Source organism: Pseudomonas sp. MF09150 (genome assembly GCF_059862355.1).
Genome location: NZ_JCBCUS010000007.1, coordinates 86,559 through 101,430, shown reverse-complemented (window position 1 = coordinate 101,430; position 14,872 = coordinate 86,559). Strand labels below are relative to the sequence as shown.

The following is a 14,872-nucleotide window of genomic DNA, read 5'->3' as shown; positions in this document are numbered from 1 at the left end:
GAAAATGAACGATCCAGATGGCGGATGAACTACCGTACTGGGAATCCTGCGTTTTCACACAGGCCTGTAGCCTACGCTTGCAGCGGCAAAATCCGTTTGAATGCGCTTGGCGCGGCTGCCAGACTGGCGTCTAACGAGGCGCAATCATACGTGCCGCCTGATCCGTGGAAAAGATACAGATCGGGCTTTTTCAGTTGCAGAGGAGGGATGATGGAAAAGCTGGAAAAAACCCTTGAAGAATGGCGCGCCATGCTCGATCCCGAGCAATACAACGTATGCCGGCTCAAAGGCACCGAACGACCGTTCTCGGGCAAGTACAACGGCACCAAGACCGACGGGGTCTATCACTGTATCTGCTGCAACGAGCCCTTGTTCGACTCGCGGGCCAAATTCGATTCCGGCTGCGGCTGGCCGAGCTTCTACGAACCGATCGGTGAAAGCGCCATGGTCGAGATTCGCGATGTCAGCCACGGCATGATCCGCACTGAAGTGGTGTGCGCCAAATGTGATGCGCACCTGGGGCATGTATTCCCCGATGGGCCGCCACCGACCGGCCTGCGTTATTGCATCAATTCGGTGTGCCTGGACCTGGTGCCGCGCTAAGACCTGCCGACAAGAAGCGATTTTTCGAAATCGCTTTCCATTGAATTAGGTTGTACGCAATTTAATTGAGCGCTATTTTTAGCGGCCTTTACTGTTCCTGGAGCCTGCACCATGAGTGACACCCTGTTGAACATCCCGTGCACCACCATCAAGGGCGAGCAAACAACCCTGGCCGACTTCCACGGCAAGGCCGTACTGGTGGTCAACACCGCCAGCAAGTGCGGTTTTACGCCCCAGTACAAAGGGCTGGAGGAGCTGTGGCAGACCTACAAGGATCAAGGTCTGGTGGTGCTGGGGTTCCCGTGCAATCAGTTCGGCAAGCAGGAACCGGGAAACGAGGGGGCGATTTCCGAGTTTTGCGAACTGAACTTCGGTGTCAGCTTCCCGCTTTTCAAGAAGGTCGATGTCAATGGCGCACAGGCCCATCCACTGTTCGTTCAGTTGAAAAAGCGTGCGCCGGGCTTGCTGGGCTCCCAGGGCATCAAGTGGAACTTCACCAAATTCCTGATCGGCAAGGACGGGCAGGTGGTCAAGCGTTTCGCGCCGACCACCAAGCCTCAGGACCTGACAAGCGAGATTGAAGCCCTGCTCAAATGAACGACCTGTCCGCCGATTCGCTGAGCCTCGACCGTCAGCTGTGTTTCAAACTCTACGCCGCCTCGCGGGCTGTGGTGCGTGGCTACAAGCCGATGCTCGACCAGTTGGGCCTGACTTACCCGCAGTACCTGGTGATGCTGGTGCTGTGGGAGTGGCAGGCAACGCCGCCCGAATTACCCACCGTCAAGGCGCTGGGTGAGCGCCTGGCGCTGGACTCCGGAACCCTGACGCCATTGCTCAAGCGACTGCAACAGTTGCAACTGGTGCAGCGCCAGCGCTCGGTCCTGGATGAGCGTGAGGTGCATCTAAGCCTGAGCCCTGCGGGCCTGGCCCTGCGCGAGCAAGTGCCGCCGCTCAAGGCGGCCTTGCTCTGCGACAGCGGCGTCGACCTCAATGGTTTGGACGAGTTGCGCAATGGTCTGGACCGTTTGCTGGCCCAGGTCAAAGCATTGTCGTAGTCGGCACCCAGAGGTCCAGCAGGGCGGCCAGTTCTTCGCGTCGGAACGGCTTGGCCAGGTAATCGCTCATGCCTGCCAGGCGGCAACGTTCGCGCTCTTCGGGCATGGCGTTGGCGGTCAGGGCAATGATCGGCAGGTCCGGCCAGCGGCCGCTGCGACGTATCTGCCGGCTGGCCTCGTAACCGTCCATGACCGGCATGTTGCAGTCCATCAGCACCAGATCGAAGTCCTCGTGCTCCAGCAGGTTGAGGGCTTCGGCACCGTGGGCCGCGACGCTCACGGCGCAGCCGAGTTTGCTGAGCATGCCCTTGGCCACCAGTTGGTTCACCGGGTTGTCCTCCACGAGCAGGATCCGTGCTCGACGTAAAGGCGTGTAGGTCTCCAGCTGAGCGTCGTCGATGATCACGGTGTGCCCCAGCAGTGCCCGACGCAGTGTCTGGTACAGGGCATTGCGCGCCAATGGCCGGGCCTGTTGCTGCAGCGGCGCCAGGGCCGCAGCCTCCTCACTGGGGAGAAAACTGCCATAGGCGGTGACCAGCAGGATCGGCGCAGAGAGGGTCGGGCGCAGGCCGAACAGGCATTCCGGGCAGTCGGTGATCAACAGATCGGGCTCGAGCCCGAGCAGCGAATCGCTCAGGTTGCAGCGTCGATAATTCAGGCCCCAGGCCGGCAGGAGTTTGCCCAGCAGTTCAGCGAGGCCGCTGCCAGGCTCGGTAATCGCCAGGATAGTGCCAAACAACGGCGCCGGAGCCACGGCCGGGGAATGGCAGGGTAACGGCAGGTCGGCGCAGAACTGGCTGCCAAAACCCACCTCGGAGCTGATGCTCAGCCGTCCCTGCATGGCCTCGCACAGGTTGTGGGTCAGGGCCAGCCCAAGGCCGGTGCCGCCGTACTGGCGCGTGATGCCGGCGCCAGCCTGGGTATAGGGTTGAAAAATCCGCAGTTGAGCTTCCGGTGCGATGCCGATGCCGGTGTCGCAGACTTCGATCCGCACCCCGTCATCGTGGGTGCACAGGCGCACATCCACCCGGCCGAATCGGGTGAATTTCAGCGCGTTCGACAGCAGGTTGCTGACGATCTGCCGCACCCGAGTCGGGTCACCCAGCACCAGGGCCGGGAAATCGGGTTCGATCAGGCAGGTCAATTCGACGCTGGACGCGGTGTTCTGCGACAGCAGATTGGCGGTGTCTTCGACCAGCACGCCGAGGTCGAACGGGATGCGTTCCAGTTCCAGTTGCCCGGCGTCGAACTTTGACATGTCGAGAATATCGTTGAGCAACTCCACCAGCACCTTGCCGGAATCGTGGGCGATCGACAGTTGCTGGCGTTGTTCGGCGTTCAGCTGGCTGTCCAGGGATAAGGCGATCATGCCCAGCAAACCATTGAGCGGGGTGCGGATTTCGTGGCTCATGTTGGCCAGGAAGGCGGCCCGCGCCTGAGCCATATCCAGAGCGGTGCTGCGGGCGGTTTCCAGTTCTTCGTTGGATTGGCTCAGGCGCTGGTTGATCGCCTTGAGCTCAGTGGTGCGTGCGGAGACGATGTTTTCCAGTTGGCCAAGATAGTCGGTCAGGCGGTTTTCTGCGTTGCGCCGTTGCTGGATCTCGGTGGACATGTTTTCAAACTGCTGGTTGGCGACCTTGACCAGCACCCCGATTTCATCGTTTTCGTGGCCCGGCGGGAAATCCAGCTTGGGCTGGTCGGCGCTGCGCGGGTCGCGGCCACTGAGTTCGCGGATCACCCTGACCAGCGGCTTGGTCAGCATCACGTAAAACAGGCCAAGGAGAATCCCGGTCAGGATCAGGCTGCGGGCGAAGCCGTTGATCAGGGTCACTTCGGCCCGGCGCAGGAAGCGGCTGCCGAAGGCGAAGGTATCGACCTCCAGGTGCAAGGTGCCCAAGGATTCTTCGGGTAGATGGCTGAGAAAGAGCCGGTCTTCGAACTGGCGATTGGCGCCGAACAGGAAGTCGCTGATGGCCCGGTAGCGGCTTTTCAGCGGTGGACGCTCGACATTGGCCAGCAGGGTGTTGTTGTTATCGATCAGTTGCGCGCCAATGATGGCCGGTGAGCGTAGCAAACCCAGGGTCAGTTCCTGGGCCAGTTCGGCGTCGATGTTGTAGGCGATACGCGAGGCCGGGTTATGGCTGATTTCCAGGAGCGAGCGTATTTCCTGATTGATGGAGGCGTCTTCACTGGCATAATCGATGCCGATTTGCAGCAGACTGAGCGCCGTCCCGAGGATGAAGCCGACCAGCACTGTAAGCCTGGCTTGTTTGTAAGACAGGCGGTGGGTGAATTTAATATCCATGGGATGCTGAGCCACTTTCCGTTTCCCTTCGCTGGGCAAGCATAGCTGATCGTCAGTTATTGCCGGCAGGGGCCTGGCGCTGATCCTGCTTGGGTAGACCACGGGCATCGCACTCCTGTTTCGTCTGGATGCCCGACCATTATTGTGAACCTGTCTGAGGAGAAGTCGTGGATTCTCGATTGAATGCTTTTCTTGAACGCGCCGATGCGGTCCTGGCTCGGCTTGAGCCGTTGCTGCCGGCCCCGCGACAAGTCATCGACTGGACGCACTGCCTGGCCGCGCGCTGGCAACGGGAGGGACGCAATGGCTTCCTGTTGCCCCTGGAGGTCAGCCTCGACATGCGCTTGTCCGATCTGATCGGCGTCGACCGGCAACGTGAGCAATTGGCACGCAATACCCAGCAGTTTCTCGATGGCATGCCGGCCAACCACGCTTTGCTCTGGGGCTCGCGCGGTACCGGCAAGTCGTCGTTGGTGCGCGCCTTGCTGGCTGAACACGCCAAGGGCGGTTTGCGCCTGATCGAAATCGAGCGCGATCACCTCGCGGACCTGCCGCGAGTGGTGGAGCAGTTGGTCAAGCTGCCCCAGCGTTTCGTGCTGTTCTGCGATGACCTGTCGTTCGAGGCCGGTGAAGGCGATTACCGGGTGCTCAAGAGCGTACTCGACGGCTCGCTGGAACAGGCGCCGGACAACGTGCTGCTCTACGCGACCTCCAACCGGCGGCACCTGGTGCCCGAGAAAGAGAGCGACAACGAGAACTGGAAGCGCGTCGATGGCGAACTTCACCCTAGTGAAGCGGTGGAAGACAAGATCGCCCTGTCGGATCGCTTTGGCCTGTGGCTGTCGTTCTACCCTTTCACCCAGGAACACTTCCTCAATGTGGTGGAGCACTGGATCGGCGAGCTGGCGAGCAAGGCAAACCTCAGCTGGCAGCGGGATGAGGAACTGGAGATTCTCGCGGTGCGCTGGGCCACGGGCCGCGGCAACCGCAATGGCCGTTGTGCCTACCAATTCGCCCGCTACTGGGTTGGCCTGAAGTTGCTGGAGCAAAAGGCATGATCGATTTGCAAAGCGCCGGTAAGGGCCTGGAAGGCTATGGGTTGTTGTGCGCCCAGCTGGAATCCCTGCTGGCCGATGAGCGGGATTTCATTGCCAATGCCGCGCAGTTTTCGGCGTTTCTGTTCAACCAGCTCGACGATTTGAACTGGGCCGGCTTCTACCTCAACCGTGATGAAGAACTGGTGCTCGGCCCGTTCCAGGGCCAGATCGCCTGTGTGCGGATTGCCTTCGGTCGTGGTGTATGTGGCGCGGCTGCGGCCTCGCGGCAAACCCAGCGGGTCGAAGATGTACACGCGTTCCCGGGGCACATTGCCTGCGACAGCGCGTCCAACAGCGAGTTGGTCGTGCCGCTGGTCAAGGACGGACGGCTGATCGGCGTGCTGGATCTGGACAGCCCGAAACTGGCCCGCTTCAGCGTCGACGATCAAACCGGCATTGAAGCCCTGGCGGCGATTTTCCTGCGCCTGAGCGACTGCTGATCCGCTTCACTCCATCAGCCCGGCCTTGCGCAGCAGGCCTTGCGGGTCGACCGCATCGATCTGCTGCGGCTCCAGAAAGCGTTCGGCGTAATGCCGATAGACCTCTGCCTCGATAAACAGGCCGAACAGTTCGGGATCGATATGGGCGTCACGGCACATCATGGCCATGATGCCCAGGGCTTCACTCAGGGTCTTGCCCTTCTTGTAGGGGCGATCCGCGGCTGTCAGCGCTTCGAAGATATCGGCGATTGCCATCATCCGTGCCGGCAGGCTCATCTGTTCGCGCTTCAACTGTTTGGGGTAGCCGGTGCCGTCCATTTTCTCATGATGGCCGCCAGCGATTTCCGCGACGTTGTGCAAATGGTGGGGGAAGGGCAGGTGGTTGAGCATCAGGATGGTTTGCACCATGTGGTGGTTGATCACATAGCGCTCCTCACGGGTCAGCGTGCCGCGGGTGATGCTCAGGTTGTAGAGCTCGCCACGGTTGTATTTGTGCGGCGGTGCGTCGAGCTTGAAGCCCCAGGGGTTGTCTGCGGCGATCAGTTCGCTTTCATCGCGTTCCAACAGATGCTCGGGTTTGTCGGCGAGGAGCCGTTCACGGACCGGCAGCGTTGGAAGCGGCCCGCGCTCCTGGCGTTTTTTCTCCTCCCAGGAGACCCCCAGGCGATCATCCAGGGTTCGGCTCCAGGTGCGTTCGGCAATCTCTCGCAGGCGCTGCAAGTCGGCCTCGGCCATGGCTTCGCCGCCCACGTTGCAGTGGGCGACAAAGGCGAAGTCGGCGTCCAGCTGGGCCAGCTCGGCATCCCGGGTGCTGGCCAGTGAGGATTCATCGCCTTCCCGGGCCAGGCCTTGCCAGTAGTTGATCCAGGCATCGCGCTTGAGGACTTCGAAGCGTGTGCGGATTTCGTGGATACGGTCGTTCAGGGTTTCCAGCTTGGTGGCCTTGTCGACCACGTATTCCGGGGTCGTGACCTTGCCGCAGTCGTGCAGCCAGGCAGCGATATGCAGGGCCTCCCATTCATCTTCATTGGGCTGGTAGGCGGCGAAGGCCGGTTGCTGGCTGGCGGCAGCGGCTTCGGCCAGCATCAGGGTCAGTGCCGGCACCCGTTGGCAGTGACCGCCGGTATAGGGGCTCTTGGCATCGATGGCCCCGGCCAGCAGTTGGATAAATGAGTCGAGCAACTGCTTTTGTTTGTTTTGCAGGCGCTGGCTGTCGATGCACAGCGCGGCAGCACCTGATATGGCCTGGATGAAGGCGATGCGATCAGGACGCAGTTTTTCCAGGTCGGCTTCCTGGCCGCTGTCCACCAGCAGCAGGACGAGCACGCCGACGGTTTCGTTGTGTCGATTGCGCAGGCGCAGGCCAATCAGGTGGGCGCTGGGGCAGGCCAGGGCCAACATCACACTTTGCAGATTCCCGGCCTGTTCGAAACCCAGGGTAGTGACCAGGCTGTCGCGGTTCGCCAGTTGCTGCAGCCAGGTCGGGCCCTGGGGGTTGTCGAGGACCAGGGTGGGCAGGTTGAACGCCGCCGGGTCTTGCTGTTGGCCGTCGATGGTCAGCCCGTGGGGCTCCAGGCGCGTGCCTTCGCTTTCGCAGAGGAAGATCAGCCCCGCCTGGGCCTGGCCGATTTTCACGGTTTCAAACAACACGCGTTGTAACAGCGGGTCGAACCGCGTCTCGGCGGACAGGCTGGCAGTGATCTCGAAGAAACTCGCCAGGGTGTCCTTCATCCGCGCCATGGAGACACTCAACTGATCGACCTCAAGCACCGGCGAACGCCGGGTGACCGGGTAGTGGAAGTCGAAGCTGCGAATGGCGTCGGCCTCCTGCACCAGGGCCCGCAACGGCCGGACCAGCACTCGCGAAATCAGCCAGCCCAGGGGCAGGCACAGCAACAGCGTGGCCAAGGTGATCAGTGCACCCTGCCAGCGCATGCGATAGGCATCCACCAGCAGTTCATCCTCCGGCACCAGCAGCGCCAGTTGCAGGCCGCCGGGACCCCCTTCCGCGATATGTCGGCTGGCGACGATCCAGGTGCGGTCTCCCACCTGCAGGCGATTGGCCTGGGCTGCGCCGTGCAGCAACGCATCAAGGGCCGGGCTCAGATCGTTGGCCTTGATCAGTCGCGCGGTCTGGGCCTCGATGATCAGCCGGGTACTGTCCGGGTAGGCCACCGCATTGCCGTTGGCGTCGATCAGGGCGATTTCGGTACTGGGGGTGACGCGGTGCTTGGCCAGGGTGGCGGACAGTTGCTCTAGGGTCAGGTCGGCGCCTATCACTGCGCTGTCGCCGCTGCGCCGGGCCAGGGTGGTGCCGACGTTGCGCGTGGAAAAGAACACATAGGGGGCGGTGGTGATCTGTTCGTCATCGCGAGGAGCATTGGCAAACCAGGCGCGCGTGCGCGGGTCATAGCGTTCGTTGCTATTGCTGCGTTGATCGAGCAGGCCCAGGGTGCTGTCGTAGAACAGGGTTTGCGAGCGCACCTGCTCGCCGCCGGGGTCGCGCTCGATGCTCCAGACTTCGTAGGCGGCCGCCTCCGGAGCCTTGCGTGCGGCCTTGAGCGCGGCGCTGCGCAGCGGCCGGACCATGAAAAAGTCGCCGTTGGCATAACCCACATAGAGTGAGGCCAGTTCCCCATGGTCGATGAGCGATTGGCTGAACGGCTTGAGCAGCGCCAGGCGTCGATTCAGGTCGGGTGCCTGGATGGCCGGGTTGTCGGCCTGCAGGCTGAGCAGGTAACGAATCGGCTGGTAGGTGTGTTTCAGGTCCTGCTGCACATCCTGCTCGATGCGCTGGAACAGATGTTCGCTGCTGGACAGGATGATCCGAGTGGTTTGCTGGTAGTTGAAAAAGCCCAGCACGATACCGGTCAACAACAGCAAAAAGGTAAACATCACGCTGATATGCACGTGGAGAGGAAAGCGGCGTTGTTCGGACCGTGGCGTGCTCGGCATTGCAGTGCTCTCCAGGGCGCACGGGGGGGCGCTGCTTAGGGGGTAAGCATAGTTAAGGCAGATCCATTTTGCCTCGCGACGCAAGCGGGAGGCTGCCGCCCAGCACCCTGGACATCAAGGCAGAGTCTTGAAAATACCGAATAGTGGCGTTTTGATATTTATCTGGCAAGCGCCGTTTTTTCCTGGTGTGTGGGCCGTCAGACCAGTGCATTGCGTTTCGCCATATCGATCAATTTGGCCATGGACTGGATATCCAGTTTTTGCATGATTCTTTTCTTGTAGGTACTGACGGTCTTGTTGCTCAGAAACATGCCGGTGGCTATTTCCTTGTTGGTACGGCCCAGGGCGAACAGCTGCAAGACGATCAGTTCGCGGTCATTGAGTGAGCGGAACAAGGCCAGTTCCAGGGGCGAGCTGTGCTCGGCGGGCGTGGTGGACAGGGTTTGGCTGGGAAAGTAGTGGTAGCCCCCCAGGATTGCCTTGATCGCGCCGAGCAGTTCATTGAGCTCCTGCTCCTTGCTCAGGTAGCCGCTGGCTCCGCCCCGCATGCAGCGGTTGGCGAACAGCGCCGGCGGCTGGGCGGTCAGGACCAGGGTCCGCAGGGAGGGGCTCAGGGCGTTGAAGCGGTAGAGCAACTCCAGGCCGTCGATCTTGGGCAGGCAGATGTCGAGGATGACCAGGTCCGGCATGCACTCGCGGACCAACTGCAGGGCATCGACGCCGTTGTCGGTTTCGCCGACGATCTGGTGCCCCTCGTGTTCCATCAGGATACGGATTGCCAGACGCATGATGGATGGTTGTCGATGATGAAAATCGAACTCATGTTAAACCTGCTCGGAGCAATTAAAGGCCCCGAACATTAGCCCAGCTCAACGCTGGAATTACGTGATCCAGGGCCTCAAACGCAAACTAGGAAGGTTCCTACGCTCAATGGAGGTGGGGATTACAACGGGCTGGCGGTTGGGTGAAGTACATCCGTTTGCAAATGTTAATGAGCGACCATCAGCGCTGCGCACCGCGGTCGGTGAACAGGCCTGGAAGCCGTCCAAAGGTGTGCCTGAGAGTGTCAGGTCGGGCATCAGGGGAATGCCGCCCTTCCACGATGGGGAAGGGCGGGGCAGGACCCGGTTAGTGCGGGCTTGAGCGGCCGGTCATTTCCCGGGCCATTTCACTGGCGTAGCTGTCAGTCATGCCTGCGATAAAGTCGATCATGCGCAGGAACGACGCGTGCAGCGGCCAGTTCGGGTCCGGGGCGTTGTTGCCCAGAAGGTCGAGGATGCGCCGGTTCTTGAACGACGGGGTGCGCCCGCCATGTTGCTCCAGCGCTGCGCCGCAGAAGGAGTTGAGGAGGATTTCCAGGGTGGTGTAGGCGCCGATTTCATGCAGGGTCTTGCGCTTGTCCTGGAAGATTTTCTTGCGGGCGATGTCCTTGGCGTTCAGCACGCAACGCTTGGCCGGGCCGTGCATGTGCTCCACCAGGTCACCGTGCAGGGTGCCGGCCAGCAGCGCATCCTGTTGCTCGACGAACGCGCGGGCGGCGGCATTGGTCAGGTGCTCGATGGCCTTGCCCCGCAGGATCGCCAGCTTGCGCCGGCGTGAATCCTGAGGGCCGAGCTGGCGATAGGTCTCGGGCAGGTCGTCACCCACCAGCCCCAGCAGCAGTGATTCAACCTCGGCATACTCCAGCAGCTCCATCTCCAGGCCATCTTCGAGATCGATCAGGGCGTAGCAGATGTCATCCGCGGCCTCCATCAGGTACACCAGCGGATGGCGGGCCCAGCGCTGTTCTTCGAGTTGCGGCAGGCCGAGTTTGTGGGCGATCTGCTCCAGCAGCGGCAACTCGCTCTGGTAGCAGCCGAACTTGTGCTTCTTGTAGCCCAGGGAGTCGGCGTGGCGTGCGGTCCAGGGGTATTTCAGGTACGTGCCGAGGGTGGCGTAGGTCAGGCGCGTGCCGCCGTCGAACTGGTGGTATTCGAGCTGGGTCAGTACCCGGAACCCCTGGGCATTGCCTTCGAAGTTGAGGAAGTCGTTGCGCTCGGCCTCGCTCATCGCATCCAGCCAGCCACGTCCGGCAGCCTGCTGGAACCAGTGGCGGATGGCATCTTCACCGGAATGGCCGAAGGGCGGGTTGCCGATGTCGTGGGCCAGGCAGGCCGATTGCACCACCATCCCCAGGTCGCTGGGTTCGCACCAGTCGGGCAGGGCGCTGCGGATCGTCTCGCCGACCCGCATGCCCAGGGAGCGGCCGACGCAACTGACTTCCAGGGAGTGGGTCAGGCGCGTGTGGATGTGATCGTTGCTGGTAACCGGGTGCACCTGGGTCTTGCGTCCCAGGCGGCGGAAGGCGCCGGAGAAGATGATGCGATCGTGGTCTTTGTGAAAGGGGCTGCGGCCGAGTTCTTCTGGGCTGTGCAGCGGTTTTCCGAGGCGTTCGCGGTTGAGCAGGGTCTGCCAATCCAAGGCTGGGTCTCTCCGTCAAGTGACTGATGGGCTAGCTTCCCGGTTCGCGTCACGACCTGCAAGTGCTGCTAATCACTAAAGCCCGGCGGCATCGATATCGATCAACAGCAGACGTTGGCCATTATCGAAAAACTGCCCGGCAGTCAGGCAATACTGGTTGCTGGTGGCATCGCGGTAGGTGTTGGACAGGGTCAGGCGGCGCTCGTCCCAGCCTTCGGCCAGCAGGTGATAGAAGTACGGTCGCCACGACCAGTTGTGCCCAACATAGCTGTGGTTGGCTTCCCAGCCGTTGTTGCGCCACTCCAGGTTGGGGGTCAGTTGCGTGCCATGGCGGTCGCATTGATAGAAGCGCAGCAACCAGGGGAATGCCTGCAACTGTGGCAGCTGGCTGATCGGCGCCTGAGCTTGGGCCCAGGCTTGCAGAATCGCCATCAGCTCGGCGAGTTGCTGGCGCATCACCATCAATCGATTACGCTCGCCGAGCTTGTGCTGCACGTAGCGTTCGCGCAGTCGGGCGAACGGCGCGACAAAGGCGTCGCTGGCGAAAAAATGTTCCTCGGCGCGGGCAAACAGAAACCCTTGCACATAGCGCGAACCGCACTCCAGGGCGAAACTCAGCTCGGCCTCGGTCTCCACTCCTTCGGCGATGATCCAGCAGCCGGTCTTCTCGGCCATCTGTGCCAGGGCCTTGACCACGTCACTGCTCGGGCCGCCTCGGGCCGCCGCCTGGAACAGGCGCATGTCGAGCTTGAGGATATCCGGCTGCAGGGCCAGCACCCGATCGAGCTGGGAATAGCCGGCGCCGAAGTCGTCGATGGCGATACGCGCCCCGGCCTCGCGATAACGCGCCACCACTTCGGCCAGGCGCTGACTGTTGCCGCCCAGTTCGGTGATCTCGAACACGATGCGCTGTGGGTCGACCCCGTGTTGCTGCAACTGCTTGAGGCTCGGCAGGGCTTGGCCGCTGCGCAGGCGGCTGATCCAGCGCGGCGAGATATTCAGGCTCAGGAACCACTCTTCGGGCGCTTCGTGCAGGCGGCTCAGGGCGTTGTCGCGAATCAGGCGATCAAGGCGGCGCAGGGCGGTCGAGGGGGTTCTGGAGTCGGCGAACAGAGGACCGACCGAAGCCAGTTGGCCATCAGCCTGGCGCAGGCGCCCCAGGGCTTCGACACCCGCGATACGCCCGGTGGCGGTATCGATGAATGGCTGAAAGCAGGCGAGCGGTTGCCCGTCGATCACATGGCCTCCTTAAGTGTGTCTTGTTGGATTTGAAGCCGGCGACTGTCGGTTGGACAGGCAGGAAACGGCCCCTTTGATAAAGGGGCCGATCGAGGATGCTTAGCAAGAATGCAGCCAGATTCAGACTGACTAGTTTTTACGCGAGGAGCCTTGCATGGCCAGTTTGATCAGCGGCACCAGGGTGGTGCCCAGGCGGACTATCCGGGTCAGGCTGCTGACGCCGCCGCCCTTGGCCCCCTTGCCGGTGAAAAACCCCAGCAGGGTCACCGCAGCCACGCCCCATAACGGCGCGTGCTTGATACCAAAACCGGCTTGCCAGCTTTGACCCAGCCCGCGCATGCGCTGCAAGGGCTGGAGCAGTTGCTGGGATTCGTGGCGGATTTCCTGGCGATGCATTTCCATGCGCAAGCGAATCAGCGCCTTGCGCATTTCCCGGCGGGAGCTGTTTTGCGGAATCTCGGGCAGGTTCATGGCAGCAGGCGCTCCCGGTCGTTGGCGAGTTCTTCGAGGGTGCCGTGGAAGGGCGAGGACTCATCGAAGATCGCGGCTCTCAGGCGCATGGCGCAAAACAGCGCGGCCAGGCTGTAGAACACGCACAGTCCGATGATGCCGGCCAGGCGGTAGGTGTCCCAGAGCAAAATCAGCACCAGCGCCGACAGCCCCACCAGCAACAGCAAGGCGAACACCAGGGCCAGTCCGGCAAACAGCAACAGGCTTACGGTGCGAGATTTCTGCTCTTGCAGCTCGATGCCGAACAGCTCGACGTGGCTGTGCAACAAACCCAGGAAAGCAGCGCCCAGGCGCCGCGATGAGGAGCTTGCGCCCGCTGCGGGCGAGTCGGAGTCACCGATAGCCATATCAGCGCCGTGTCGCCAGCAAGCCAATCAAAAAGCCCACGCCTGCCGCAATGCCGACCGACTGCCAGGGGTTGGACTGGACATAGTCTTCAGTGGCAGTGACCGCCGCCTTGCCGCGTTCGCGCAGGGAGTCTTCAGTCAGTTGCAGGGTTTCGCGGGCGCGCAACAGGCTGTCGTGGATCTGCCCGCGCAACTCGTCGGCCTGGTCGCCGGCCAGGGTCGCGGTGTGTTCCAGCAGACGTTCCGTGTCACTGACCAGTGCCTGAAAATCCGCCATCAGTATTTCTTGAGCAGTCTTTGCCGTTTTGCTGGCCATGGTTATCTCCGTAGTGGCTTGTGAGTGTTTCGAGTATGAGCCTTGGCTGAAGGTTCAGTGCAAATCTCTGGTACAGCTTTTGCTTTGTCGTGGTGCGCAATCTCGGGCGATTGCGCTGAAAACGCGCACCCGCACCCGCAAGGCGCGTCAAACCTTAGCCTAAAAAACCAAAAATCGAACCTTTGATCCCCGAGCACGATTTGCCTCGACACCGGCTCTGCGCCAAAACGGTTCGCCAATGACCCCGCCAAGGGGTGGTTGGTGCCAACTTGGTGCAAGTAGCCTGGTCCACAGCATCAGGGGTCTATTGCTGATATCAGGTCTGCCAACCCCATGGAAAATTTGCAAAGCGCTGTGGACAGTCTGGTCCATGCTTCCAACTCGCTGTTTATCCTGATTGGCGCGGTCATGGTCCTGGCCATGCACGCCGGCTTTGCGTTCCTTGAAGTCGGCACCGTGCGCCAGAAGAATCAGGTCAATGCCCTGTCGAAGATCCTCAGTGACTTCGCGATCTCGACCCTGGCCTATTTCTTTATAGGCTATTGGATCTCCTACGGCGTCAGCTTCCTGCAGCCGGCGGCGGTGCTCAGTGCCGATCACGGCTACGGGCTGGTGAAGTTCTTCTTTCTGCTGACGTTTGCCGCGGCGATCCCGGCGATTATTTCCGGTGGCATCGCCGAGCGGGCGCGCTTTGTGCCGCAACTGTGTGCGACGGCGCTGATCGTGGCGTTCATCTATCCGTTTTTCGAAGGCATGGTCTGGAATGGCAATTTCGGCCTGCAAGCCTGGTTGCAAGCGCGCTTTGGCGCCGGCTTCCACGACTTTGCCGGCTCGGTGGTGGTGCACGCCATGGGCGGCTGGCTGGCGCTGGCGGCGGTGCTGTTGCTGGGCCCGCGCAATGGCCGCTATCGCGACGGCAAGCTGGTGGCGTTTGCGCCTTCGAGCATTCCGTTCCTGGCCCTGGGATCGTGGATTCTGATTGTCGGCTGGTTCGGCTTTAACGTGATGAGCGCCCAGACCCTGCAAGGCGTGAGTGGCCTGGTGGCGGTCAACTCGCTGATGGCGATGGTCGGCGGCACCGTGGCGGCGTTGATTGTCGGGCGCAATGACCCGGGCTTTTTGCACAACGGCCCATTGGCCGGGCTGGTGGCGATCTGTGCCGGATCCGACCTGATGCACCCGGTGGGGGCGCTGGTCACCGGGGCCATTGCCGGCGCCTTGTTTGTCTGGTGCTTTATCGCCGCGCAGAGCCGATGGAAGATCGACGATGTGCTGGGCGTCTGGCCATTGCACGGTTTGTGTGGCGTGTGGGGCGGCATCGCCTGCGGGATCTTCGGCCAGAGCGCCCTGGGTGGCCTGGGCGGGGTCAGCCTGGCCAGCCAGTTGATCGGCACCACCCTCGGGGTGATGGTGGCGCTGCTCGGCGGCTTTGCCGTGTACGGCACGATCAAGGCTTGCCACGGCCTGCGCCTGAGCCAGGAAGAGGAGTATTACGGCGCCGACCTGTCGCTGCACAAGATCGGCGCGGTCAGTCAGGACTGACCG

At 61.8% G+C, this 14,872-nt stretch carries 13 protein-coding genes and 1 pseudogene; 6 read left to right on the top strand and 8 right to left on the bottom strand.

The genetic code is table 11. From position 1 onward, the window contains the following. Positions 1 to 210 precede the first annotated feature (210 nt). The 3 genes from msrB to AC19YX_RS24080 all read left to right on the top strand — a co-directional run bounded on the left by msrB (position 211) and on the right by AC19YX_RS24080 (position 1,658). Entirely contained in the window at positions 211 to 603 is a 393-nt protein-coding gene (gene msrB / locus AC19YX_RS24090; RefSeq protein WP_020299704.1) for a peptide-methionine (R)-S-oxide reductase MsrB, read from the top strand. Between the two features lie 111 nt (positions 604 to 714). After that, positions 715 to 1,200: a glutathione peroxidase gene (locus AC19YX_RS24085; protein WP_201131889.1), complete on the top strand. Its 486-nt coding sequence runs from the start codon at positions 715 to 717 to the stop codon at positions 1,198 to 1,200. Continuing rightward, positions 1,197 to 1,658, top strand: coding sequence for a MarR family winged helix-turn-helix transcriptional regulator (locus AC19YX_RS24080; protein WP_201131888.1), 462 nt, complete (start codon positions 1,197 to 1,199; stop codon positions 1,656 to 1,658). Before AC19YX_RS24085 ends, AC19YX_RS24080 begins: the two co-directional genes overlap by 4 nt. On the opposite strand, the gene AC19YX_RS24075 is transcribed toward AC19YX_RS24080, so the two are convergent. Further along, a complete protein-coding gene (locus AC19YX_RS24075; protein ID WP_500607203.1) occupies positions 1,642 to 3,963 on the bottom strand; it encodes a hybrid sensor histidine kinase/response regulator in 2,322 nt (773 codons plus the stop codon). The genes AC19YX_RS24080 and AC19YX_RS24075 overlap by 17 nt on opposite strands. Before the next feature lie 167 nt (positions 3,964 to 4,130). Here AC19YX_RS24075 and AC19YX_RS24070 point away from each other — a divergent pair, with 167 nt between their 5' ends. Then, entirely contained in the window at positions 4,131 to 5,021 is an 891-nt protein-coding gene (locus AC19YX_RS24070; RefSeq protein ID WP_201131886.1) for a DUF815 domain-containing protein, read from the top strand. Continuing rightward, positions 5,018 to 5,500 carry a GAF domain-containing protein gene (locus AC19YX_RS24065; protein ID WP_500607202.1) on the top strand — a complete coding sequence of 161 codons (483 nt, stop codon included), beginning with the start codon at positions 5,018 to 5,020 and terminating at the stop codon, positions 5,498 to 5,500. The genes AC19YX_RS24070 and AC19YX_RS24065 overlap by 4 nt, the downstream gene beginning before the upstream one ends. Positions 5,501 to 5,506: 6 nt before the next feature. Here the strand turns inward: AC19YX_RS24065 and AC19YX_RS24060 are convergent, their stop codons facing one another. The 7 genes and pseudogenes from AC19YX_RS24060 to AC19YX_RS24030 all read right to left on the bottom strand — a co-directional run bounded on the left by AC19YX_RS24060 (position 5,507) and on the right by AC19YX_RS24030 (position 13,327). Beyond that, the gene (locus AC19YX_RS24060) at positions 5,507 to 8,455 is read right to left on the bottom strand and encodes an HD domain-containing phosphohydrolase (protein ID WP_500607201.1); all 2,949 of its coding nucleotides are present in this window, start codon (positions 8,453 to 8,455) and stop codon (positions 5,507 to 5,509) included. A gap of 197 nt (positions 8,456 to 8,652) precedes the next feature. Then, a pseudogene (locus AC19YX_RS24055) lies at positions 8,653 to 9,278 on the bottom strand (response regulator). Positions 9,279 to 9,583: 305 nt separating this feature from the next. Continuing rightward, on the bottom strand, positions 9,584 to 10,915 hold the full coding sequence (locus AC19YX_RS24050) for a deoxyguanosinetriphosphate triphosphohydrolase (protein ID WP_201131883.1): 1,332 nt from the start codon (positions 10,913 to 10,915) through the stop codon (positions 9,584 to 9,586). A gap of 75 nt (positions 10,916 to 10,990) precedes the next feature. Next, positions 10,991 to 12,154 carry an EAL domain-containing protein gene (locus tag AC19YX_RS24045; protein ID WP_201131882.1) on the bottom strand — a complete coding sequence of 388 codons (1,164 nt, stop codon included), beginning with the start codon at positions 12,152 to 12,154 and terminating at the stop codon, positions 10,991 to 10,993. A gap of 129 nt (positions 12,155 to 12,283) precedes the next feature. Next, the gene (locus AC19YX_RS24040) at positions 12,284 to 12,625 is read right to left on the bottom strand and encodes a hypothetical protein (protein WP_078470645.1); all 342 of its coding nucleotides are present in this window, start codon (positions 12,623 to 12,625) and stop codon (positions 12,284 to 12,286) included. Then, positions 12,622 to 13,011: a phage holin family protein gene (locus AC19YX_RS24035; RefSeq protein WP_020299715.1), complete on the bottom strand. Its 390-nt coding sequence runs from the start codon at positions 13,009 to 13,011 to the stop codon at positions 12,622 to 12,624. The genes AC19YX_RS24040 and AC19YX_RS24035 overlap by 4 nt, the downstream gene beginning before the upstream one ends. A gap of 1 nt (position 13,012) precedes the next feature. Next, positions 13,013 to 13,327, bottom strand: coding sequence for an ElaB/YgaM/YqjD family protein (locus AC19YX_RS24030; protein WP_020299716.1), 315 nt, complete (start codon positions 13,325 to 13,327; stop codon positions 13,013 to 13,015). Positions 13,328 to 13,660: 333 nt separating this feature from the next. Here AC19YX_RS24030 and AC19YX_RS24025 point away from each other — a divergent pair, with 333 nt between their 5' ends. Beyond that, positions 13,661 to 14,869: an ammonium transporter gene (locus AC19YX_RS24025; RefSeq protein ID WP_201131881.1), complete on the top strand. Its 1,209-nt coding sequence runs from the start codon at positions 13,661 to 13,663 to the stop codon at positions 14,867 to 14,869. Positions 14,870 to 14,872: the final 3 nt, after the last annotated feature.

What these genes read in the sequence shown, in the direction of transcription:
- msrB (WP_020299704.1), top strand. Translation starts at nt 211, where the DNA reads ATGGAAAAGCTGGAAAAAACCCTTGAAGAATGGCGCGCCATGCTCGAT.
- AC19YX_RS24085 (WP_201131889.1), top strand. Translation starts at nt 715, where the DNA reads ATGAGTGACACCCTGTTGAACATCCCGTGCACCACCATCAAGGGCGAG.
- AC19YX_RS24080 (WP_201131888.1), top strand. Translation starts at nt 1,197, where the DNA reads ATGAACGACCTGTCCGCCGATTCGCTGAGCCTCGACCGTCAGCTGTGT.
- AC19YX_RS24075 (WP_500607203.1), bottom strand. Translation starts at nt 3,963, where the DNA reads ATGGATATTAAATTCACCCACCGCCTGTCTTACAAACAAGCCAGGCTT.
- AC19YX_RS24065 (WP_500607202.1), top strand. Translation starts at nt 5,018, where the DNA reads ATGATCGATTTGCAAAGCGCCGGTAAGGGCCTGGAAGGCTATGGGTTG.
- AC19YX_RS24060 (WP_500607201.1), bottom strand. Translation starts at nt 8,455, where the DNA reads ATGCCGAGCACGCCACGGTCCGAACAACGCCGCTTTCCTCTCCACGTG.
- AC19YX_RS24040 (WP_078470645.1), bottom strand. Translation starts at nt 12,625, where the DNA reads ATGAACCTGCCCGAGATTCCGCAAAACAGCTCCCGCCGGGAAATGCGC.
- AC19YX_RS24035 (WP_020299715.1), bottom strand. Translation starts at nt 13,011, where the DNA reads ATGGCTATCGGTGACTCCGACTCGCCCGCAGCGGGCGCAAGCTCCTCA.
- AC19YX_RS24030 (WP_020299716.1), bottom strand. Translation starts at nt 13,327, where the DNA reads ATGGCCAGCAAAACGGCAAAGACTGCTCAAGAAATACTGATGGCGGAT.
- AC19YX_RS24025 (WP_201131881.1), top strand. Translation starts at nt 13,661, where the DNA reads ATGGAAAATTTGCAAAGCGCTGTGGACAGTCTGGTCCATGCTTCCAAC.